This window comes from Undibacterium sp. TJN25 (assembly GCF_049339885.1).
In the GTDB taxonomy this organism is placed as follows: Bacteria; Pseudomonadota; Gammaproteobacteria; order Burkholderiales; family Burkholderiaceae_D; genus Undibacterium.
Genome location: NZ_JBMPPM010000007.1, coordinates 276,109 through 296,954, shown reverse-complemented (window position 1 = coordinate 296,954; position 20,846 = coordinate 276,109). Strand labels below are relative to the sequence as shown.

Genomic DNA, 20,846 nt, shown 5'->3' with positions numbered 1-20,846 from the left:
CGCAGCCGGATTAAATCTCCTCTCAACTGATGTAGAAAATTGAGGGCTGTAGCCTGGATGGAGCGCAGCGCAATCCGGGATGTGCTCCACAGGCCGCAGGTAGCCATCCCCGGATTACGCTATGCTCCATCCGAACTACATTACCCCGCACGCCGCTCTCCATTCAACTGCAAGTTGCCTGTAAAATCATCCTACACCAGCCATCCCACGGAGCGCATATGGACACCAGATACGATGCAATTGTCATAGGCACCGGCCAGGCAGGGCCTTCGCTGGCGGTGAAGCTGGCCAAGTCTGGAAGGAAGACAGCAATCGTCGAAAGGAAACTGTTCGGCGGCACCTGCGCCAATGTCGGCTGCATACCGACCAAGACGCTGATCGCCAGCGCGCGTGCCGCCTGGATGGCGCGCCGCGCGGCGGAATACGGCGTGCTGATAGACGGCGCTGTCCGTGTCGATATGCAGCAGGTCAAGGCCCGCAAGGATGCGGTCGTCAAGGAATCCAACGAGGGCGTTGCCAACTGGCTGCGTGGCACGCCCAACCTGACCGTGATCGAAGGCCACGCGCGCTTCATCGGCCCGTATACCTTGGCGATAGACGGCAGCCAAACGCAGCTGCATGCGTCGGAGATTTTCATCAACACCGGGGGCCGCGCGCTGGTGCCCGATATCCCCGGCCTGGACCAGGTGGATTACCTGACCAATTCCAGCATGATGGAGATCGATTTCCTGCCACCACACCTGCTGATCATCGGCGGCAGCTATATAGGGCTGGAATTTGCGCAGATGTACCGCCGCTTCGGTAGCCAGGTCACGGTGCTGGAAAACGGCCCCCGCATTGTCAGCCGCGAAGACCCGGAAGTGTCTGCCGCCGTGCAGGCCATCCTGGAAAAAGAAGGCATCACCATTCTCTGCAACGCGAAAAAGCTGCAGGCTGCAAAAAATGGTGCTGATGTGGTGCTGAGCTATGGGGAGGAGGGCCAGCGCGGGCAGGTGGCGGGCTCGCATCTGCTGCTGGCCGTGGGCCGCACGCCCAATACGCAGGACCTGGGGCTGGACAAGGCCGGCATCCTCACCGATGCGCGCGGCTACATTACCGTGGATGAGCAGCTGCATACCAATGTCACCGGCATCTGGGCCATGGGCGATGTCAATGGCCGCGGCGCCTTCACGCACACTTCGTACAATGATTATGAGATTGTCGCCGCCAACCTGTTCACCCAGGAAGAGCGAAAAATCAGCGACCGCATTACCGCCTACGCGCTGTTTATCGATCCGCCACTGGCCCGCGTCGGCATGAGCGAAGCCGAGGCGCGCGCCACCGGCCGCAAGTTGTTAAAGGCAAAGATGCCCATGACCAGGGTAGGGCGGGCCAGGGAGCGCGGCGAGACGCAGGGTTTCATGAGCGTGCTGGTGGATGCGGCCAGCAAGAAGATACTGGGCGCGTCGCTGCTGGGCATAGAGAGCGATGAAGCGATACACGGCATACTGGATGTGATGTATGCGGGGGCGCCGTATACAACGATTACGCACGCGATGCACATTCATCCCACGGTATCGGAATTGATACCGACGATGCTGGAGGATTTGAAGCCGCTGGAGTGATGGACGAGGGGGGCTGGTCGCCTGCCTGGAGCGCAGCGCGATCCGGGATATGCATCCAAGACTTGTGGATTGCTCCCGGATTGCGCTGCGCTTCATCAATGCGACGGTTCTCTTTTTTACGCAAAAAAATGCCCCGGCCTTATTGCGGCCGGGGCATTTTTGCCATTCGCTTACGCGGTGCGCTGTGCAATAGCGGGTGTGCGGTTATCCAGGCTGTAAGCGCCGGCGCCGAAGGCCGCTACCTGCAACAGGCCGCCTGCCATTGCCAGGTTTTTCAGGAAATGGATCATCTGGTTCTGGTCGCCAAAGGCATGGTGAAAAGCCAGGCCGGCGGCGATGGTAAAGAGAGCCAGCACCGAGGCCACAAGGCGGGTTTTATAACCCAGCACCAGCAGCACACCGCCACCGACTTCCACAATGACTGCCACAATGAAACCCAGCGTGGCAAAAGGCAGGCCGCTGGACGCGATATAGCCTATGGTGCCGGCGGGTGCGGCCAGCTTGCCGACGCCGCTCAGTAAAAAGATTGCTGACATCAGCAGGCGGCCGATGAAAGGGACGGAGGAAGAATTGACGGATGTATTGTTCATGATAGCTCCTGCACATTGTGCGTTAGTGGTGCGTGAATATTGCATTAAGTGTTGTATTAGGGTTTAAAACAAGCCCGTGCTATTCGTACTGCGCCTGCGTCGTCCGGGCCGGCGGCGGTGCAGGCGCAAAAAATTACAGTTTTCCTGCGGCGCGCAGCTCTGCGCCTATGCGGCGGATTTCGGTTTCGCCGCGTTGCAGTGCCTCGTTGCTGGTGTGTACCGAGTAATAGCCGGTGACCAGTTCATGCGGGTGCTTGACTGCAGAGCCGATAACGAATTCGGTATCGCCTTCCGCCACAAATTCCAGTGCCGCGTTAGATTCCTGGAACACCGCCACTTCCTTGTCCAGCACTGCGCCGGCCACATGCAATTTGCCGCTGGCATTGGCAGCCCAGGCTACCGTGTGGCCGGCGGGCGGCTGGTAGCGCCAGCGTTCGCCGTCGCGCAGCGTCACCTGCAGGTAATTGATGGAGGCGCTGGTGGTGATCTTGCTGCCTGCCTTGCCGTAATTGCCGATGATGACGCGCACCGGGCCCTCTGCCTGTACTTCTTCCTGCCCCATGTAGCGGCTGTGGGCGGGGCTGTTTTCATCCTGCTGCGGCAAGGCCAGCCATAACTGGAAGCCGCGCACATGGTCCACGGCATTGCCGCCGTGCCAGACGCCGCCGCCGGCGCTCATCCATTCCACGCCGCCCTTGGAGAGCGTGCCATGCTGACCGGTGGTTTCGCGGTATTCCAGGCTGCCGTCCAGCACGACCGTCACGGTGGCGATACCGGAATGCGGGTGCATGTTCATCGCAGGGCCGCCGGCCGACATGCTGAACAGGTCCAGGAACACGAAAGGCTTGATCAGTTCTCCCAGGTCACCGGGGCTCACCAGCCGCGTAATGCCGCCATGTGCCTTGCCCTTCGTGCGGTAGATGATCTTGCGTGCATCGACGGCTGCGGATGCCTTTTCGGCAAGGGGTGTGAAAATCTGGTTCATCTGATGCTCCTTGTTATTTCGTTAAGCTGATTTGATTCACCAAGCTGGTGTGTGAAGCGATGGAGGAATGATAGGCGCTATACTGTTATCGTAAAAGCCTATATATTTAGATGGAATGTATCCAAGGAGAAGATAGATGCTTGATGCCATGTCCATGGACCAGTTGCGCACCTTTATTGCCGCTGCCGAAGAGGGAAGTTTTTCTGCCGCGGGGCGCAAGCTGCGGCGCGCGCAGTCGGTAGTCAGCCATACGCTGGCCAATCTGGAAGAGCAGGTCGGCTTTGCGCTGTTTGAGCGCACCGGCCGCTACCCGCAACTGACCGAGGCCGGGCGCGCGCTGCTGGCGGACGCCAGGGCGGCGGCGCACAGCATGGATGTGTTCAAGGCCAAGGCGCGCACGCTGGCCGAAGGGCTGGAACCGGAGCTGGCGGTATCGGTGGATGTCATGTTCCCCATTGCGCGGCTGACGGAGGCGGTGCAGGCTTTCCACGCTGCTTTCCCCACCACGCCGTTGCGCCTGTATGTGGAGGCGTTGGGCGCCGTGGTGCAGCCGGTGCTGGACGGCCGCTGTCGCATCGGCATCGTGGGCTCGTTGCCGGAGGTGCCGGAGCAGTTTGCGTCTGATTACCTGCTCAGCACGCCGGTGGTCACCGTGGTGGCGCCGGGGCATCCGCTTGCCGTGCTGGGCGGGCTGATTTCGCGCGCGGTGGCATCCCAGTATGTGCAACTGGTGCTGACCGACCGCTCTCCGCTGACGGAGGGCCGCAACTTCGGCGTGCTGTCGCCCCAGACCTGGCGGCTGGCGGATCTGGGCGCCAAGCACGCCTTTCTGCGCGCCGGGTTAGGCTGGGGACATATGCCGCTGCACATGGTGGAGGAGGATTTTGCGCGCGGCAGCCTGGTGCCGGTGACGCTGGAAGCGATGACGATGACAGGCCATGCATTTTCCATGCATGCCATCCACCTCAAGGACGCGCCGCCGGGGCCGGCGGGCCGCTGGTTTGTCAATCGGCTGAAGCAGCAGTAAGATCCGGCGCCTCCAGCCGGCTGCAGATGCTTTTAGACACCTTCAGATGCTTTCAGCCAGCGTCAGTGCTCAGCCCGTCTGCTTTGCATTGCGCCGGTACTGGCCCGGCCCCACGCCGAAGCTGCGCTTGAAAACGCGATTGAAAGCGGCTTCCGACTGGTAGCCCACCGCTTCGCCGATTTCACCCACGCTGCGCTTGCCCTGCGCCAGCCATTGCGCGGCCTGCGCCATGCGGGTTTGCATCAGCAGCGTGGCCGGCGTGATGCCCGCCACGCTGCGAAACAGCCGGGCAAACGTCGCGCGCGACATGTGGCAGGCCGCGGCCATGTCTTTCAGTTCCCAGGGTTTTTCCGGCGCCGCCAGCATGGCCTGCAACAGTGCCTGCAGACGTTCCTCGGCCAGCACGGCGAGCATGCCCGACATTGATTTTGCCTGTTCCAGCCAGGCCCTGATCACCAGCGCAAACAAAGCGGAAGACAGTTGCGACACTACCGCGCTGGCGCCCGGCCGCATCGTATCCGTTTCCAGCCGCAGCATCGTGATCAGCGCCTGCAGGCCGGCAAAATCCTGTCGCCCCGCGGTACGCACCAACAGCAGTTCCGGCAATGCATTCAGCAATACATTGGCGCCGGCTTCAAAGGTGAACTCGCCGCACATGATCTCCGTCACGGCGCCGCTGCCGTCATTGCCGACCAGGCGCACGACCTCCGGGCCGTCCATCAGCCGGTTGGGCGTGGCCGCCGTCACGCTGCCTTCGTCTCCCTCCATGTGCAAGCGGTGGGCATGCCCTTTGGGAAAGACGATGATGTCGCCGCTCTGCAAGGCCATGCCTTTTTCCCCCGCGGCGTCCAGCCAGGCTTGGCCGGATACGATCAGGTGGTAAGACGCGGTGCCGGGCGCCGTGCTTGCGTGCTCCAGTATCCAGGGCGCCTTGAAATGGCAGCGCACATCCAGCGCGGTGCGTAGCGGGTAGAGCGTCAGCAGGCGGCTCAGGGCGTCCATGGGTTTTCCTCAGTTGGCGATGTTTGAAACATTTGAGACGTTTGAGACGTTTGAGCAAATTATAGCGCTTTATGAGCATTAAAATAAACAATGCTTGTGCCTATACTTCTCTCCATGCCAACACGACGTTGACATCGCAACACTCCCCAACTTTTATAAGGAAATGATCATGACACGTCTTTACAACCCAGCAATCTCCGAAGCCACCGGCCAAGCCGCTCAACTGTTCGCCGCCATCAAAAGCGCCGCCGGCATGGTGCCCAATGCCTATGCCACGCTGGGCAGCAACAGCCCGGTCGCACTGGAAGCCGTACTGACACTGGATGGCGCCGTTAAAAAAAGCAGCCTTAGCACCAAGGAAATAGAAGTCATCAAAGTCTCCGTCAGCGAAGCAGTCGATTGTGACTACTGCGTGGCCGCTCATACAGCAATGAGCAAAAAAGCGGGCCTGAGCCGCGAAGCCATCCTGGCGTTGCGCCATGGCCAGCCATCAGGCGACGTGCATAACGACGCGTTGGCAAGCTTTGCCCGCTACCTGATCACGACACGCGGCACCGTGCCTGCTGAAGTGCTGGGTGCTGTAAAAGCCGCCGGCTTCACCGACGCGCAGCTTGCCGACATTTCGATGGTCATCGCCGCCATCACGTTCACCAACATCTTCAACCGTGTGAACGACACTGTCATCGATTTCCCTGCGGCGGACTGATAACAGGACGCCAAGCACAGGGCCGGATGCCTGCCGCAACAGGCATCCGCCGCTTTACCGCAACGGATTTTTCGTCACGAACATATGGAGGATATGATGGAACAAACGCAAACAGTCACCGTCTACAGTACCGACACTTGCCCCTACTGCATGATGGCCAAGCACCTGCTGGGCGCCAAAGGTGCGGAGATTACCGAGATCAATGTCAGTGCCGACCAGCAGCAGCTGCAGCAGATGATGGCCCGCAGCGGCAGGCGCACTGTGCCACAAATTTTTATCGGCGACCTGCATGTGGGCGGCTATGATGACCTGCTGAAGCTGGACAGGCAGGGCAAGCTGGAGGCGATGCTGTAAACGCCATCAGGACGGGCATGGTTCGGTAGGGTGCCAATCTTCAATACTAGCCCGGCATACCCGCGCAAAAACTGATAATCTTCCACAAGAATTGAAATCCCCTTCATCCTTGTGAAAGAGCAGGCCAGCATGAACACAGCAATGACAGCCCTCAGCATCGCCGGCGCCATCGTCATCGGTGCGATGAGCCCCGGCCCCAGCTTTGTGATGGTTGCGCGCACGGCGGTGACATCCAGCCGTGCCAACGGCCTGGCAGCTGCTGCCGGCATGGGTTTAGGCGGTAGCCTGTTTGCCGCTGCCGCGCTGCTCGGCCTGCAAACCGTGATGGCGTCAGTGCCTACGCTGTATATGCTGTTGAAGATCGCCGGCGGTGCTTACCTTGCCTATCTCGGCTACAAGATCTGGATGGGCGCCGCATCGCCATTGACGGCAAACGATGGCAACAGCGGCGCGCCGCGCCAAAGTGCCAGGCGTTCCTTTTTGCTCGGCCTCGGCACCCAGCTCAGCAACCCCAAGACCGCCATCTTCTACGGCAGCGTTTTCGCATCGCTGATGCCGCATGATGTGCCGATGGCGCTGCTCCTGTCGTTGCCCCTTGTGATTTTTTGCATAGAAGCGGGCTGGTACAGCGTCGTCGCGATGATGCTGTCCTCGGCATCGCCGCGCGACGCCTACCTGCGCTACAAAAGCTGGATAGACAGGGTGGCCGGCGGCGTCATGGGTTTGCTGGGCATACGCCTGGTGGCGACGGCAGGGGAAATCTAGCAAGCTTGCCCGCGCAGCGGCGTTGGTAGTTATTAGTGGTCTTGATAATGGCCCTGTTTTCCTCGCGGCAGGCTTCCCATCTTTTGCGCAATATGAAAACTGCTTGTTTTCTCCGGCCGCGGTGGCTAAGCTGATGTGGCAAACCAGCGGGCACGCCGCGCGCCCTGCGGAATGTTTTTCCGAGGAGAACATCATGCCCTATGTCGATGGCTTTGTCTTGCCGCTTCCCAGAAAGAACCTGGACGCCTACCGCGACATGTCGCGCAAATGCGGCGCGATCTGGCGCGAGCTTGGCGCGCTGGAATACCGTGAATGCGTCGCCGACGACGTCAAGCCCGGTAAGCTGACTTCGTTTCCGCAAAGCGTGAATCTGGAAGAAGGGGAGATCGTCATCTTCTCATGGATAGTCTACGAATCGCGCGAGCAGCGCGATGCCATCAACGAGAAAGCCGTCAAGGATCCGCGCTTTGCCGGCATGATGAGCCCGGACGCGGTGCCCTTCGACGGCAAGCGGATGATTTATGGCGGGTTTGAAATGATGCTGGATTTGTGAAGGAAAGGCTTCATCTGCCCAAGGTTCCGATATAACCCGATTTTTGTACGGTGCGTTAGCGAAGCGTAACGCACCGTGTGGGCATTGCTGGTACGTTACGCTTCGCTAACGTACCCTACGGCACTACGGCGAAGAAAATTCTCGCTAAGCCACCTTCAACGCCCGCTTCAATATCTTCCCGGTCGCGGTCATCGGCAATGACGCCACTATCTCCACGATACGCGGATATTTGTAAGCCGCCATGTTCTCTTTGCCCCATGCCACCAGCTCGTCCGGCGTGACTTGCTGGCCGGCGCGCAGCACGACGACGGCCTTGATCTCTTCGCCGTGCAATTCGTGCGGCACGCCGATGACCGCGGCCAGCGCCAGTGCCGGGTGCGTCATCAGCACTTCTTCCAGCTCGCGCGGATAGACGTTGAAACCGCCGCGGATGATCATGTCCTTCAGCCTGTCCACGATGTAGAAGTTGCCGTGTTCGTCGCTTTTGCCGATGTCGCCGGTATGCAGCCAGCCGTTGCGGATGGCGGCGGCGGTGGCGTCGGGGCGCTTGTAGTAACCCTTCATCACGCAATGGCCGCGCACGACGATTTCGCCGGCCTCGCCGACAGGCAGCGGCAGGTCGTTTTCATCGACGACGCGCACTTCCACGCCGGTGACAGGCTGGCCCACGCTGCCGGGGATGGACGGGAAATCCAGGTTGCTGAAGGTGGCCACGGGGCTGGTTTCCGACAGGCCGTAGCCTTCCAGTATTTTGATGCCGAACCTGTCTTCAAACTGGTGTATGACTTCCACCGGCAGCGCCGCGCCGCCGGACAGGCCTAGCCGCAGGTTGGTGGCGATTTCTTTCAGGTCATGCCGCTCCGCCGCGCCGGGTAGGTTCAGCAGCGCGATATACATTGTGGGCACGCCGGCAAAGATCGTGACCTTGTGTTTTTGCATGGCGGCGAGCGAAGCGTCCGGGTCAAAGCGTGCCAGCAGCACCATCGTCGCACCGGCGGCGATGACGGCGTTCATCTGCACCGTCTGGCCGAAGGTATGGAACAGGGGCAGCACCAGCAACTGCGTATCGCGGCTGTCCATCTTCATCAGGTTCTGGCAGATCTGGATGTTCATCGCGATATTGGAATGCGTCAGCTCGGCGCCCTTGGGCGTGCCCGTGGTGCCGGATGTGTACAGGATTACCGCAGTGTCGTTGGCGTCCGTCAGCTCGATGTTGAAAGCAGGCGAGCGGTCCTTCATCATCATGCCCAGCGTGCGGCAGCCTTCTATGGGGGAGGGCTTGGCCGGGTCGGCGGTGATCATCACAAAATGCGGGCAGCTTTCTGCCTGCCGGAAACCTTCCCAGCCTTCTTTGCCCATGGCGAGTTCCGGCGTGCCTTCAAAGCACAGGAAAGCCTTGGCGTCGCAATCCAGCAGATGGTAGGCCACCTCGCGCGCTTTCAGCAGCACGTTGATGGGCACCACTACGGCGCCCAGCTTCAGGATGCCGTAATAGATGATGGGGAAGTAGGGCAGGTTGGGACAGGACAGCACGACCTTGTCGCCCTTGGCGATGCCCATGGCCTTCAGGCCGTTGGCCACCTGGCTGGCGGCGGCGTCCAGCTGCGCATAGCTGATACTGGTTTCGCCAAAGCGGAGCGCGATCTTGCTGGGCATCAGCGTCGCATTGCGGCTGAGGTTGGCGGCGTAGTTGAGCATGCATGTCTCCTGTCGGCAGTTTATCGGACTGGCAATCGCTGTTTTTTTGTGGGATGGCGCGCGATTTTTTTACCGGCGGGCGCCGGCTGCAAATGATTTTACCTGATCAATATGGCAAATAGCGTAAAAAATGGAGCCTCGCTATTTGTTCACAAAAAATGTGTGCAATCCTGTGGATAAGCTGCCTTGGCTGTTTGCAAGTAACTGATTTTAAATGGTATTGTTGTCCTGCCTAAAACGCAGGCAGGCGCTGCGCAAGGCGCTTTTTTGTTCGAGCCGGCCTATTGACCGCTGCCGCCAACATGCACTACACTCCGGCTTCAGGTGTTTAGGGACGCCTGCCCGCACAAGAGGCTCTCACCCTAGAGTTCATCATATTTCTTTTGATGTGATAAGCGCATGTTTCGTTTGGCGACAGCGGGGTAGCCAAAAAACGAACAGGAGCATTGTCATGTTATCCCCGTCTTTTTTCCTGGCCGCTGCAAATGGCCATAGCTTGTATCCCTGCCTTAATTCATGTTTGATTGTGGAGCCGCAGCCATGAGCGCCGCCGTCACCGAACTGAAAACCCGTGCCCGCCTGTTGCTGAACGCGCTGGAAAGCGCGCAGCCGGAAGCGCTCGCCCGCGCGCAGCGCATCAGCAAGAAGCGCCGCTGGCCCTTGCCTGAAAGCTGGCAGCTGAAGCACAGCCTCAACATCGTCGCCGGAGAAAACGGCTTCGCTCAATGGGAGCATGCACGCACCGTGCTGGGCGGCGAATCGCATGCGGGCGACGACATGGGTGATTTCTGGTGCGAGGGTGAAAGCGCCGTGTTCCTGAACCACTGGTTTGCCAGCTACCCACTGGCGCAGGAATGCCTGCAGAATGAAGCGCGCCGTTTCCTGCTGCCTTACCGGCGCCAGTTTGTCGTCACCGGCGAACACTACCTGCGCCACCTGGGGCTGGACCCGGACGACCCTGCCTGGGCCGACATAGGCCGCAACCTTGCCGCCGGCTATGGCAGCGCGGCCTGGCAGCACCTGAGCGTGCAGCGCCTGCATGCACAGCGCCGTGCCTTGTCGGGGAGCCGCCGTGGATAAGCTCAAGAAAGCACAACTGAAATTTGCCTACAAGATGGCGCTGACGCCGCACGGGCTGTACGTCATTCGCAACCTGGCCACCGGCGCCTGTTTTGTCGATACCAGCACCAATACTACCGGCGCGATGAACCGCCACCGCTTCGAATTACAGCGCGGAGTGCACCGCTGCAAGGCGCTACAGCAGGACTGGGCGCGTGACGGAGAGCAGGGCTTTGTGATGGAAGTAGTGCAGCCGCTGGAAGAAAGGGCAGAGCCGGATTTCGATTATGCGGCGGCGCTGGAAGACATGCTGAAAGCCTGGCGGCAAGCGAATCCTGAGGCAGTTTCGACGATGTACAAGCAAGGTGGCGTGTAGCCTGGATGGAGCGCAGCGCAATCCGGGAGCACATCAGGATGCTGGAACAGATTCCGGCAATCGCAAACACGTGTGATGATCAAAGTCGGAGGGCTAGTCCGCGAGCCAAATCCCGGGTTGCGCTGCGCTCCACCCAGGCTACGTAGGGATTAGGTGCACCGCTTTAAATCCCCTCTCCCGCGTGCGGGAGAGGGCCAGGGTGAGGGGCGTCAATCTGAGTTGAAAAGTTTGCGGACCTGGGCTCGCAAAAAAAATAGACCGCCGTCAGCCACCGCTCTTTGCCGGCACTGGTGTAAAAAATCTGTAACCCAATTTAACTCCCCTCACCCCAACCCTCTCCCGCACGCGGGAGAGGGGGCTTTATGCAGGCTAGATCTATGCCGGTGGCGTATAAGGCCCGAGGTAGTCGCGCTTGCCTATCGCCACGCCGTTGTGGCGCAGGATGTCATGTGCGGTGGTGACATGGAAAAAGAAGTTGGGGATTGCAAAGCTGAGCAGGTAGTCGCTGCCCTTGAAGCTGGGTTTGAATTCGCCAAAGCTCAGGACCACGGTAGTGTCTTCGCTGGCGTTCAGCTGCGATTCGTCCACGCTTTCCAGATAGTTGATCGTCAGCGCTATCCTTTCTTCCAGTTCCACAAAGGTGGTTTCCTTGTCGGCAAAGTGCGGCGCGGGGATGCCGCTCAGCCGTTCTATCGCCAGCTTGGATGAATCGCTGGCGCGCTGCACCTGGGCCGCCAGTGGCAGCATGGTCGGCGCCAGCCGCGCGTTGATAAGCACTTCGGAAGGAATGCCATGCTCCTGTGCATGGGCGGATGCCTTCTCCAGCAGTGAAGACAGCACGCGCAGGCCGCGCACGAAGACGGGAACGGAAACGCGGTACATGGTAAGCGACATGATGGCTCCTCTCAAGAATGGTGAATTTCAGATAGAGTAGCAGCTTAGCCCGACTTTTGCTGAAAACCATCCAAGGATAATAGCCCATGAAAGCCATACTGACCGGACATACCCGCGGCCTCGGCGCCGCCATCGCCGCCACACTGCTGTCGCGCAACATCCCCGTGCTGGGCCTGGCCCGCGCCGGCAATGACGCGCTGGCACAGAGTTTCCCCGATACGCTTAAACAGGCGGCGCTGGATTTGTCCGATACGGCTGCCTTGACGGCATGGCTGGCAAGCGGCGCGCTGCAGGATTTTATCGGTGACAGCAAATCGCTTGTGCTGATCAATAATGCCGGCATGCTGCAGCCGGTGGGCGCGATCCAGACGCATGATCTGGCCGCGATTGCGCGTACCGTCAGCGTTAATGTTACGGCGCCGCTGCTGCTGGCGGCGGCGTTTGCTGCCGCTGCCGGTCATGCAGACGACAAGCGCATCCTGCATGTGTCCAGCGGTGCGGGCCGCAATGCCACTGCGGGCTGGAGCATCTACTGTGCGACCAAGGCTGCGGTGGACCATCACGCGCGTGCTGCCGCGCTGGACCAGACGCCGGCACTGAAAATCTGCAGCCTCGCACCCGGCATCATCGATACCGACATGCAGGCGGAAATTCGCGCCACGCCGGTGGAAAATTTCCCGCAGCGCGAGAAGTTTGAAGGTTTCAAACGCAACGGCGATCTGGTCTCGGCCGAGGATTGTGCGCGCCGCCTGGTGGACTATCTGCTGGGCGAGCAGTTCGGCGAACTGGCGGTGGCGGATTTGCGGGAAGTAAAGCCCGCATAGGCATACGGGTGCCGCCGGATCAGTCAAGCAATCCGGCGTGGATTGCGCCTGCCTAGCGCCGGACGCGGCCCTTGTCCAGGTAACCGACAAGCACACCCATCAGCAGGCCGCCGGTGTGTGCCCAGTTGGCAATCGGCCCCAGCAGGCCGGTCCAGCAGACCACATACCACACCAGCATCATCACGACCGTGTTCTTGTGCAGCTCAAAGCTGGCACCCGGCCGGCGCGACTGCATCCATACATACCCCAGCAGGCCGTAGATAACGCCGGACATGCCGCCGAAGTAGGGTGAATGCGTGACGCTGAACTGCATCACATTGGAGGCAATGCCGACCAGCAGCACAAAAATCAGGTAGAAGCGGGTTCCGCGGATGAGTTCTATCATCCGGCCCAGATCCCATATCCACATCAGGTTGAAAAATATGTGCAGGAAGCCGAAATGGATGAAGATCGGCGTCACCAGCCGCCATAGCTGGCCGGCGGCGATGCTGTCGTAGCCGTGCGTGCCGGGTGCGGCGATATACAGGTATTGCAGCACAGCATGCGAAGAGCCCAGATTGGACAGCAGGGCGACGGCGACGCTGGCAGCGATCAGGATGATGGTGACGGCAAAATTTTTCGATAAGTTCATTGATGGCGATGTGGGTGAACACCACGTAGTGGTAAGAGATGACGATAATACGCTGCAGTGCATGCCAGACGCAGGCAGATTGCTTAGCGAGGATACAAGTAATCGTTCCATAAAGAAAGCGGCCTTCATTGAGCCCGGCTTTATTTTTGTGAAGCAGTACAATGAGATAAGCCTGGAGGAACGGTCCCTCGGCATTGAAAGGAGTATCGGCCATGTCCATACGCATTCCTTCTGTTTTCCTGAGCGCCGCGGTGTTGCTGGCGCTGGGCGCCTGTGCGACGCCTGCGCAGCAGGCGGCCGCCCCTGCAACCGCGCCCGCTACCGGTACTGCGGATGCAGCGCAATTCGCTGCCGACTGGAGCGAACATACAAAGCCCTTGTATAACTACGGCCCCGGCATCAGCCCCGGCACTACGTCCTGGTGGGTGCCGTCCATCCTGCCGCGCGGTACCTACCGCGTGATCCGCCGTGTTGGCGGCCAGCCACAACTGGTGGATGGCTACAAGTTTGAGGTGGACAGCAGCCCGATGAAAGAGATCCGCCTGATGCTGCCCGTCCAGTATTCCAACGTGGAAGCACTGGACGAGAAGTACGTGCTGGACAGCAAGACGCGTACACGCTGAAAGTGACTAAGGCGCACGTCAAATGACATGCGCCTTTCTGTGTGCAGGCTGGGCAGAGAGGCGTTTGCCCAAGCTACCGTTTTTGAGCGGACTAGGGTGCCATGCCGCCCGACACTTCGATGCGCTGCGCATTGACCCAGCGGTTGTCGTCCGACAGCAGCGACGCGATCATCGGGCCTACATCATCCGGCTGCCCGGCGCGCCCTAGCGCCGTCATGTCGGAAACACGCTTGTTGACCTCGGGATTGTCGCGCACCACGCCGCCGCTGAAATCGGTTGCGATGGCGCCGGGAGCGACGGTGTTGACGGAAATGCCGCGCGGGCCGAGTTCTTTCGCCAGGCAGCGCGTCAGCACCTCAACGGCGCCTTTGATCGATGAATAGGCCGCAATCCCCGGGAAGGCAACGCGTGTCAGCCCCGAAGACACGTTGATGATCTTGCCGCCATCGTTGATCAGCGGCAGCAGCTTCTGCGTCAGGAAAAACACACCCTTGAAGTGGATGTTATAGATGGTATCCAGTTCTTCTTCGGTCGTCTGCTCGAATGCCTTGTGCAGCGAGGTGCCTGCATTGTTGACCAGATAGTCGAAACGCTGCGCACCGAGCTCGCCCAGGGTTTGTTGTACTTTCTGCACAAAACTGCTGAAAGAGCCGGCATTGCCGGTGTCCAGTTGTAGTGCCACCGCCTTGTGGCCGATGTCCTTGACCGCCGCAACAACATTGTCCGCTTCGGCCGTATTGGAATGGTAAGTGAAGATGATGTCAACGCCGCGGCTGGCGAGATTGAGTACGGTATTACGGCCCAGGCCGCGGCTGCCGCCGGTGACGATGGCGATTTTGGTGGAAGTGGAAACGCGGGTGTAGTCGGTGTTCATGGCATGCTCCTGGTTGAGTGGTGTGGGGGCATGGTACTGCCGTGGCGGCTGCGCATGAATGCCGGAACTCAGCCATTTCCTGCCTATTCCTGCTTTTTTCTGAACCCGCGCCTATACCCACGCCTATAATGGCCGCTAAGGGAATTGACTGAAAATCCCTTGCAACCTTCTGAGGAAAACGCCATGCCGGATGCCTTGCTGGAACTTGTCAAACGCTATACGGACGAAAGGCCCGGTGCGAACCCGTATCGCACCGCCGTCCAGGGGCTGACTATCCTGCGCTCAGACCATGAAAAACAGCCCAGCCACCTGATCTATAAGCCGGCGCTATGCGTCGTCGTGCAGGGCGCGAAATGGACGGTGTTCGGGAACCGGCGTTTCGACTACCGGGCCGGACAGGCGCTGGTCGTCAGTGTGGAAATGCCGGCCAGCGGCAGGGTGGCAGAGGCCAGCCCGGAGGAACCCTATCTTGGGGTGATCGTCGAATTCGACCTTGCCATCATGCGAGATGTAATGGAAGAACTGGATGCGCCGCCGAAGGCCGGCGGCGACAAAGGGGCCGGCGGCTCGGGTGTCTTCGTTACCGATTTCGATGGGCCGATGGCCGATTGCGTGCTGCGCATGGTGCGCCTGCTGGACACGCCCAAGGCGATACCGGCGCTGTATCCAGCCATCATGCGGGAGATTTGCTATTGGCTGCTGAGCGGCCCGCACGGCAGTGAAATCGCCAGGCTCACGCTGGCCAACAGCCATGCGCAGCGTGTCGTGCATGCCATCCACATCCTGCGCGAACGCTTTACCGAAGTAGTGAGGGTAGATGAGCTGGCGCTGGCGGCGCAGATGAGTGCGTCGGCTTTCCACCGCCAGTTCAAGCAGCTGACAGCGATGACGCCGCTACAATACCAGAAACAGCTGCGCCTGCTGGAAGCCCGCCGGCTGATGATGACCAATGCCGCTAGCGTGGAAACGGCGGCATTCCAGGTAGGTTATGAAAGCTCGTCGCAGTTCAGCCGTGAATATGCGCGCATGTTCGGCGCGCCGCCGCGGCGCGATGTGGTCGCGCTGCGAACTGCCGCTGCATAAGCCGGCGAAGAGGGAGCTGGTTGAGCTCCTCAGTCGGGCTTACCCCACACCAGTTCTTCCGTCCACCCAAGGTCCGCAAAATCGCCGGCACGCAGGCCGGCGTCGCCCGCGCAGAAAAAATCATCCAGTTGCGGCGGCGCCACATCGGTGCCGGACAGCATCGCATGCACTTGCCCGCGATGGTGTATCTGGTGCTGGAACAAGTGCGCCAGCAGGCGGGTGCGGGTATCGCGCTGCGTTTTAGCCGGACGTTCTATCGTCACCTGGCGGCCAAGGTCGGCATCTGCTTGGGCTTCGCAATAGGCGATCAGCCTGCGGTCGGTTTCTGCCTGCTGCGGCTGCAGTTCTGCGCAGGTGTCGAAGGGCTCACGGTTGGTGAAGAAACGGCGGCAATCCTCGTGGGGCGGCTCACCGCGCAACTCGCGCTCCAGGGCATCCAGGTAAAACCAGTCCACGGTAATGATGTGCCCCAGCGTCGCGCGAATGGTGGGGAAGAAGCTGGTGCGCGGCGCAGTGAAGTCCTGCTGGCTCAGCTGTGCGCAGGCCTTCAGCAACCGGTGGTTGCACCACGCATTGTTATAGGCCATTGTCAGGAAATGGTGGGATAGCGGATTCATCATTTTTGCTCTTGAACAAGGTTAATGCAGGCCACAGCGGCACCGGCCTGAAAATATAGCATAGGCAATGGCTTACAAAATTGCAGGTATGCGTATGTTGCTCCGGGCACATTGCATAACAGGACACAGCAGCCATATACGGTTCCAAGGGTAGCGCAGGATAATGCTTTGCATCATTTTACGGATCGTTTGTCGTATTCGGTTAATATGGAATAACGCATAACCCGTAACGACGGCATGTGCCGGTGTTAACGCTTCCTGCCGGGATTTGACCTGGATCAACCTGCTTGCGGCTGATCCAGCCTATATTGACGGTCTATATGCAACACGCAAAAGAGGGGTAAATGGAAGCTTTCCTGTTTTCTGGCCTGTTTGACCTGCCTTGGTGGGGGCTGGTGATTATTGCGCTGGGCCTGACCCACATCACCATCGCGTCCGTCACGATTTTCCTGCACCGCCATCAGGCGCACCGTTCGCTGGATCTGCACCCGATAGCCAGCCATTTCTTCCGCCTGTGGCTATGGCTGACGACGGGCATGGTGACCAAGGAGTGGACTGCGATCCACCGCAAGCATCACGCCAAATGCGACACGGTCGATGATCCGCATAGCCCGCAAATCCATGGCATCAACCGGGTGCTGTGGGGCGGGGTCGTGCTGTACGTCAAGGAAAGCAGCAATGACGATACCATGCAGCGCTACGGCGCCGGCACGCCGGACGACTGGGTGGAGCGCAATGTCTATTCGCGCTATGTGATACTTGGGTTGACGCTGATGGGCCTGACCAACGTTGCTTTGTTCGGCCTGGTGCCCGGGGTGCTGATCCTGCTGACGCAAATCGCATGGATACCGTTCTGGGCTGCCGGCGTCATCAACGGCGTCGGCCATTTCTGGGGCTACCGCCACTGGTCCACCGAGGATTCCAGCACCAATATTTTCCCCTGGGGCATCGTCATCGGCGGCGAGGAACTGCACAACAACCATCACGCTTATCCGACATCGGCCAAGCTTTCCAGCAAGTGGTATGAGTTCGACATAGGCTGGCTGTATATCCGCATCCTGGAAACCCTGGGCCTGGCGCGCGTCAAGCATGTGGCGCCCAAGCCGCAGTTTTCATCGGCCAAGCCGGTGCCGGACCCGGAGGTCTTGCAGGCCGTGATACGCCACCGCTACGATGTGCTGGCCAAGTATGCCAAATCGCTGAAGCGCACCTATGCGGAAGAACTGGGCAAGCTGCGCCGGCAATCCCCAAACGAGGCGCAGGTACTGGAAACGGTCAAGCCCTTGCTGGGCCAGGACAATGATTCGCTGCATGACGCCGACCGGCTTAAGCTGGCAGATGCGCTGTCCCGCTCGCATGCCTTGCAGACGATGTATGCGATGCGCCATGAGCTTGCCGCGATATGGGGCCGCTCCACCGCCACGTCGGAACAGCTGGTCAAGCAGTTGCAGGACTGGTGCCACAAGGCAGAAACAAGCGGAATTAAGCCGCTGGTGGAATTTTCACAAAGGCTGCGCTGTTATGCCTAGCCTGTAGCTTCTGCATAGAAAAACCGGCCGGCGTGCTTCCAGCATGCCGGTTTTTTTTGTGCAGAAAATGACATTGCAGAAATGTTTCAGCGTTCGCTAGCGTACAGATCAAGCGCCTGCCGCGGCCTACCATCCGGTCATAGTGATAATTCTTTCACCCCCCTGGATGGAGCACATCATGATCCGACTATTAAATTCAAATCGTTCTTCTGCCCGTACTACCACTACCACTGCCAGTGCCACCGTGATTGCAGTACTGGCACTAGTGGCTGCCTTGACTGCCTGTAACAAAACGCAGGACGCCACCACAGCGGCGCCGCCGAAGACGGTTGGCACGCAGGTAGATGATTCCGTTGTCACCGCGAAGGTGAGGGCGGCACTGGTGCAGGATAGCGAGGTCAAGAGCCTGGACATCAAAGTGACTACCGATAAAGGCCAGGTCATGCTGAGCGGTTTCGCCGACAGCCAGGCGCAGATAGACCGCAGCCTCAGCGTTGCCAAGGGCATAGAAGGCGTTGCGGGCGTTGACAACAAGCTGAGCTTGAAAGAGGGCACGCAAACCGTCGGCAACAAGATAGACGATAGCGTTATCACCACGCAGGTGAAATCGGCGATGCTGGCCGACCCCGACATGAAGAGCCTGGATGTGTCAGTCACAACCCGCAAGGGCGAGGTGCAATTGAGCGGCTTCGTCAACAATGATACGCAGCTGACCCATGCAGTGGATGTGGCCAAGACCGTGGACGGTGTTGTCACCGTGGTCAACCACATGAGCCTGAAAAAATAAACATCTTTTATTCGCTCCCAATGGAGCAAAGGCGTAAAAGCCTGATGACCAGGAGAATTTCCATGAATACCGGCAATGCAAAACCGGCTGAAAAGCCCGCCGCTCCGTCTCAACAGAAACCTGGCGAAAAGAAGAAACACGATGAGGCTGCCCTGGATGAAGCCTTGAAGGAAAGCTTCCCTGCCAGCGACCCGGTGGCGGTGGATATTGCCAAGCCGGTCAACAAAGATTCCTGAAGGCTGCTGCCCGTAAAGAAAAATGGCCCTGCAATACATGCAGGGCCATTTGTTTTTTCGGGGAGGCCTGGCGATCAGGCCTTGCGCCTTCTTTACAGCCTGTCCCTGATGGAAGAGCGGCGATTGCCGAAGCGGTTGCTGTCGTCCGACAAATCCTTGGGGGTATTGCCGTTGTCGTCCCTGTCGGTAGTCGGCGCGCCTGCTGCCAGCAGCGTTTCCAGCACGGCGTCCGTATTACGGGCCTTTGCTGCAAGGTGCAGCGGCGTTTCCCCGGTCTTGTCCTTGTCATAGACCGATGCGCCACTGGCCAGCAAGGCTGCCACCGCGTCATTGCGATTATCCTTGGCCGCCAGGTGCAAGGCAGTGCGGCCGCTGCTGTCGGTTGCGCCTATGCTGGCGCCCGCTGCCACCAGCACCGGTATCGATTTGGGCGACGCATAATGGATCGCCATCCGGCCCAGCAGATCAACGTCGGTGATCTTCATGCCCTTGGAGATGAACAGGGCCAGTGTACGGTCATCCAGGCTGCCCGCTGCGGCGATGTGGATCAAGGTCCTGCCGTCGCTGGTGCGCACCAGCGGGTCCAGCCCGAAGCCGAGCAAATAGGCCATCCGGTCGTATTGCGGCAGGCGCGCTGCCCTTTGCAGCAGGCTCACATCCTGCAGGATGCCGATATTTTTGGGATCGGCGCCATAGGCAACCATCCATTTCATGGCGGCCAGCGACGCAGTAGGAGCGGCATCGTATAGCAGCCTGTCCATGCGCGCAGGGCCTATCCGCCTGGCGGCATCGGCAAGATCCTGATTGGGGCCATCTGCCAGGCCGTTTTCCATCATCAGGCCCAGCAGCTCAGCCTTCATCGGCGCGGCTGCCTGCTGTGTCCGGCGATGTACGGCATACCAGCCCAGTAATGCACACAATAGGATAATGCCCGCGACCCTGCCCAGCCCGGAACCGGACTTCTCTGCACCCATCAACGCTCCCCGAGATCAATATATTAGTGTTGTATTGTTAATAGCTATTATACGCAGCAGTTTCTGGCTGAAAAGCCTATTGCGCCGGGCGGATGGAAAAAATTTGGCATAGCAACAGTCGGCGTATAAAACCCGGCAAAAAGCCGTTCAGGGCTGTTAAACCGGGAAGCCTTGCCTTATAGTATGGAAGACTCCTTGCCGCCGGCAATCCAGGCGGTAAAGGGAAGTTCCTGAGAAAAATCTATAAATCCTACGCTCATGTCCAAGAATAATTACCTGCTCTTCCGGTTTTTGTGGTGCCTTGCCTGTGCCGCCCTCTTCAGCCCGCTGGCCAGCTTTGCCGGTGTCAACAAATGCACGGACGCCGCCGGTGTGGTCACTTATTCCGACCAGCCCTGTCTGGCAAAGGAGGGCCTGAAGACGGCCGAGGTCAAAAATTCGCAGGCGTTTGCCGCGATTGCCGCGCGGGATGAAAACAAGAATGTCGCCCAGACCTGCCGCGCGCTGGTGGACCGCAGGTCACGCTGCCGGGTGGCAGTAGACTACATGCTCAATTCTGCCTTCAATGCCAATTGCGAAGGACCGATGAAGCGCGATGCGAGCGACCAGATAAAAGAACGCATCAACGCCAGCAGGGACCGCTACAACCGCACGCGCAACCGCGACGACAGCAGCAGCGACAAATCCGACACCAACCTGCAATGCGAAGCGCTGCAATCGAATATGTGGAAATTCGTCAAGGAAAAATTCAGTCCGGCGATGAAGCCCGAAGACATCAAGGCCATCGACTTCCGCCTGGCGGCCGTCAATCCCGACAGGCGCGATACCTATACCGGAAAAATCCGCCGCACCGGCGACTGACTCCACCCGTTTCAGCACCACATTCGGCAGCGCGATCTTTACAATTGCCCACAAGCGCTGCCGTTTTCCATTTCCATTCCCACCCACTTTTTTCTCCACTTCCGCCACGGCAATGCCCGCCGGCGTCCGCATGTCACAGCGCGCATCGCGCCGTGCAATCCAGGGCTGACAGCAGCTTCCCTGCTGCAACAAAA

24 protein-coding genes are annotated in these 20,846 nt (G+C 59.5%); 15 read left to right on the top strand and 9 right to left on the bottom strand.

Annotated features, from left to right (window positions below):
* Nucleotides 1–218 precede the first annotated feature (218 nt).
* Entirely contained in the window at nt 219–1,604 is a 1,386-nt protein-coding gene (locus tag ACO0LO_RS19460; protein ID WP_422966472.1) for an FAD-containing oxidoreductase, read from the top strand.
* Between the two features lie 170 nt (nt 1,605–1,774).
* On the opposite strand, the gene ACO0LO_RS19455 is transcribed toward ACO0LO_RS19460, so the two are convergent.
* Together ACO0LO_RS19455 and ACO0LO_RS19450 are read right to left on the bottom strand one after the other, a co-directional pair.
* The gene (locus tag ACO0LO_RS19455) at nt 1,775–2,194 is read right to left on the bottom strand and encodes a DoxX family protein (protein ID WP_422966470.1); all 420 of its coding nucleotides are present in this window, start codon (nt 2,192–2,194) and stop codon (nt 1,775–1,777) included.
* Between the two features lie 133 nt (nt 2,195–2,327).
* Complete coding sequence (locus ACO0LO_RS19450) at nt 2,328–3,179, bottom strand: pirin family protein (protein ID WP_422966468.1); 852 nt, start codon at nt 3,177–3,179, stop codon at nt 2,328–2,330.
* Nucleotides 3,180–3,315: 136 nt separating this feature from the next.
* Between ACO0LO_RS19450 and ACO0LO_RS19445 the strand changes: the two genes are divergently transcribed.
* The gene (locus ACO0LO_RS19445) at nt 3,316–4,206 is read left to right on the top strand and encodes a LysR family transcriptional regulator (RefSeq protein ID WP_422966466.1); all 891 of its coding nucleotides are present in this window, start codon (nt 3,316–3,318) and stop codon (nt 4,204–4,206) included.
* Between the two features lie 69 nt (nt 4,207–4,275).
* Here ACO0LO_RS19445 and ACO0LO_RS19440 read toward each other — a convergent pair whose 3' ends face one another.
* On the bottom strand, nt 4,276–5,208 hold the full coding sequence (locus ACO0LO_RS19440) for an AraC family transcriptional regulator (protein ID WP_422966464.1): 933 nt from the start codon (nt 5,206–5,208) through the stop codon (nt 4,276–4,278).
* 169 nt (nt 5,209–5,377) lie between these two features.
* Here ACO0LO_RS19440 and ACO0LO_RS19435 point away from each other — a divergent pair, with 169 nt between their 5' ends.
* From ACO0LO_RS19435 to ACO0LO_RS19420, 4 genes are all read left to right on the top strand, one after another.
* Complete coding sequence (locus ACO0LO_RS19435; RefSeq protein WP_422966463.1) at nt 5,378–5,914, top strand: carboxymuconolactone decarboxylase family protein; 537 nt, start codon at nt 5,378–5,380, stop codon at nt 5,912–5,914.
* A gap of 93 nt (nt 5,915–6,007) precedes the next feature.
* Nucleotides 6,008–6,268 (top strand): glutaredoxin 3, encoded by a 261-nt coding sequence (grxC, locus tag ACO0LO_RS19430; RefSeq protein WP_422966461.1) that lies wholly within the window; start codon nt 6,008–6,010, stop codon nt 6,266–6,268.
* A 129-nt stretch (nt 6,269–6,397) separates the two neighbouring features.
* The gene (locus tag ACO0LO_RS19425) at nt 6,398–7,033 is read left to right on the top strand and encodes a LysE family translocator (protein WP_422966459.1); all 636 of its coding nucleotides are present in this window, start codon (nt 6,398–6,400) and stop codon (nt 7,031–7,033) included.
* A gap of 193 nt (nt 7,034–7,226) precedes the next feature.
* The gene (locus ACO0LO_RS19420) at nt 7,227–7,586 is read left to right on the top strand and encodes a DUF1428 domain-containing protein (RefSeq protein WP_422966457.1); all 360 of its coding nucleotides are present in this window, start codon (nt 7,227–7,229) and stop codon (nt 7,584–7,586) included.
* A 144-nt stretch (nt 7,587–7,730) separates the two neighbouring features.
* On the opposite strand, the gene ACO0LO_RS19415 is transcribed toward ACO0LO_RS19420, so the two are convergent.
* Nucleotides 7,731–9,284, bottom strand: coding sequence for a long-chain-fatty-acid--CoA ligase (locus tag ACO0LO_RS19415; protein WP_422966455.1), 1,554 nt, complete (start codon nt 9,282–9,284; stop codon nt 7,731–7,733).
* A gap of 540 nt (nt 9,285–9,824) precedes the next feature.
* Here ACO0LO_RS19415 and ACO0LO_RS19410 point away from each other — a divergent pair.
* Together ACO0LO_RS19410 and ACO0LO_RS19405 are read left to right on the top strand one after the other, a co-directional pair.
* Complete coding sequence (locus ACO0LO_RS19410; RefSeq protein WP_422966453.1) at nt 9,825–10,364, top strand: hypothetical protein; 540 nt, start codon at nt 9,825–9,827, stop codon at nt 10,362–10,364.
* Complete coding sequence (locus ACO0LO_RS19405) at nt 10,357–10,719, top strand: GIY-YIG nuclease family protein (RefSeq protein WP_422966452.1); 363 nt, start codon at nt 10,357–10,359, stop codon at nt 10,717–10,719. The genes ACO0LO_RS19410 and ACO0LO_RS19405 overlap by 8 nt, the downstream gene beginning before the upstream one ends.
* 375 nt (nt 10,720–11,094) lie before the next feature.
* On the opposite strand, the gene ACO0LO_RS19400 is transcribed toward ACO0LO_RS19405, so the two are convergent.
* Complete coding sequence (locus ACO0LO_RS19400) at nt 11,095–11,613, bottom strand: DUF1993 domain-containing protein (RefSeq protein WP_422966450.1); 519 nt, start codon at nt 11,611–11,613, stop codon at nt 11,095–11,097.
* A gap of 86 nt (nt 11,614–11,699) precedes the next feature.
* Here ACO0LO_RS19400 and ACO0LO_RS19395 point away from each other — a divergent pair, with 86 nt between their 5' ends.
* Complete coding sequence (locus tag ACO0LO_RS19395) at nt 11,700–12,437, top strand: SDR family oxidoreductase (RefSeq protein ID WP_422966448.1); 738 nt, start codon at nt 11,700–11,702, stop codon at nt 12,435–12,437.
* Between the two features lie 52 nt (nt 12,438–12,489).
* On the opposite strand, the gene ACO0LO_RS19390 is transcribed toward ACO0LO_RS19395, so the two are convergent.
* Nucleotides 12,490–13,068 (bottom strand): rhomboid family intramembrane serine protease, encoded by a 579-nt coding sequence (locus ACO0LO_RS19390; RefSeq protein WP_422966447.1) that lies wholly within the window; start codon nt 13,066–13,068, stop codon nt 12,490–12,492.
* Between the two features lie 212 nt (nt 13,069–13,280).
* On the opposite strand from ACO0LO_RS19390, the gene ACO0LO_RS19385 reads away from it, so the two are divergent.
* Nucleotides 13,281–13,691: a hypothetical protein gene (locus tag ACO0LO_RS19385; protein ID WP_422966445.1), complete on the top strand. Its 411-nt coding sequence runs from the start codon at nt 13,281–13,283 to the stop codon at nt 13,689–13,691.
* A 91-nt stretch (nt 13,692–13,782) separates the two neighbouring features.
* On the opposite strand, the gene ACO0LO_RS19380 is transcribed toward ACO0LO_RS19385, so the two are convergent.
* Nucleotides 13,783–14,565: an SDR family NAD(P)-dependent oxidoreductase gene (locus tag ACO0LO_RS19380; protein ID WP_422966444.1), complete on the bottom strand. Its 783-nt coding sequence runs from the start codon at nt 14,563–14,565 to the stop codon at nt 13,783–13,785.
* Nucleotides 14,566–14,724: 159 nt separating this feature from the next.
* On the opposite strand from ACO0LO_RS19380, the gene ACO0LO_RS19375 reads away from it, so the two are divergent.
* Entirely contained in the window at nt 14,725–15,648 is a 924-nt protein-coding gene (locus tag ACO0LO_RS19375) for an AraC family transcriptional regulator N-terminal domain-containing protein (protein ID WP_422966442.1), read from the top strand.
* Nucleotides 15,649–15,677: 29 nt separating this feature from the next.
* Here the strand turns inward: ACO0LO_RS19375 and ACO0LO_RS19370 are convergent, their stop codons facing one another.
* Nucleotides 15,678–16,268 (bottom strand): DinB family protein, encoded by a 591-nt coding sequence (locus tag ACO0LO_RS19370; protein WP_422966438.1) that lies wholly within the window; start codon nt 16,266–16,268, stop codon nt 15,678–15,680.
* 341 nt (nt 16,269–16,609) lie between these two features.
* Here ACO0LO_RS19370 and ACO0LO_RS19365 point away from each other — a divergent pair, with 341 nt between their 5' ends.
* The 3 genes from ACO0LO_RS19365 to ACO0LO_RS19355 all read left to right on the top strand — a co-directional run bounded on the left by ACO0LO_RS19365 (nt 16,610) and on the right by ACO0LO_RS19355 (nt 18,817).
* Entirely contained in the window at nt 16,610–17,794 is a 1,185-nt protein-coding gene (locus ACO0LO_RS19365; RefSeq protein WP_422966436.1) for a DesA family fatty acid desaturase, read from the top strand.
* Between the two features lie 178 nt (nt 17,795–17,972).
* Nucleotides 17,973–18,581 carry a BON domain-containing protein gene (locus ACO0LO_RS19360; RefSeq protein WP_422966434.1) on the top strand — a complete coding sequence of 203 codons (609 nt, stop codon included), beginning with the start codon at nt 17,973–17,975 and terminating at the stop codon, nt 18,579–18,581.
* Nucleotides 18,582–18,643: 62 nt separating this feature from the next.
* On the top strand, nt 18,644–18,817 hold the full coding sequence (locus ACO0LO_RS19355) for a hypothetical protein (RefSeq protein ID WP_422966432.1): 174 nt from the start codon (nt 18,644–18,646) through the stop codon (nt 18,815–18,817).
* Between the two features lie 92 nt (nt 18,818–18,909).
* Here the strand turns inward: ACO0LO_RS19355 and ACO0LO_RS19350 are convergent, their stop codons facing one another.
* Entirely contained in the window at nt 18,910–19,791 is an 882-nt protein-coding gene (locus ACO0LO_RS19350; protein WP_422966430.1) for an ankyrin repeat domain-containing protein, read from the bottom strand.
* A gap of 258 nt (nt 19,792–20,049) precedes the next feature.
* Between ACO0LO_RS19350 and ACO0LO_RS19345 the strand changes: the two genes are divergently transcribed.
* Complete coding sequence (locus tag ACO0LO_RS19345; RefSeq protein ID WP_422966428.1) at nt 20,050–20,652, top strand: DUF4124 domain-containing protein; 603 nt, start codon at nt 20,050–20,052, stop codon at nt 20,650–20,652.
* Nucleotides 20,653–20,846 lie beyond the last annotated feature (194 nt).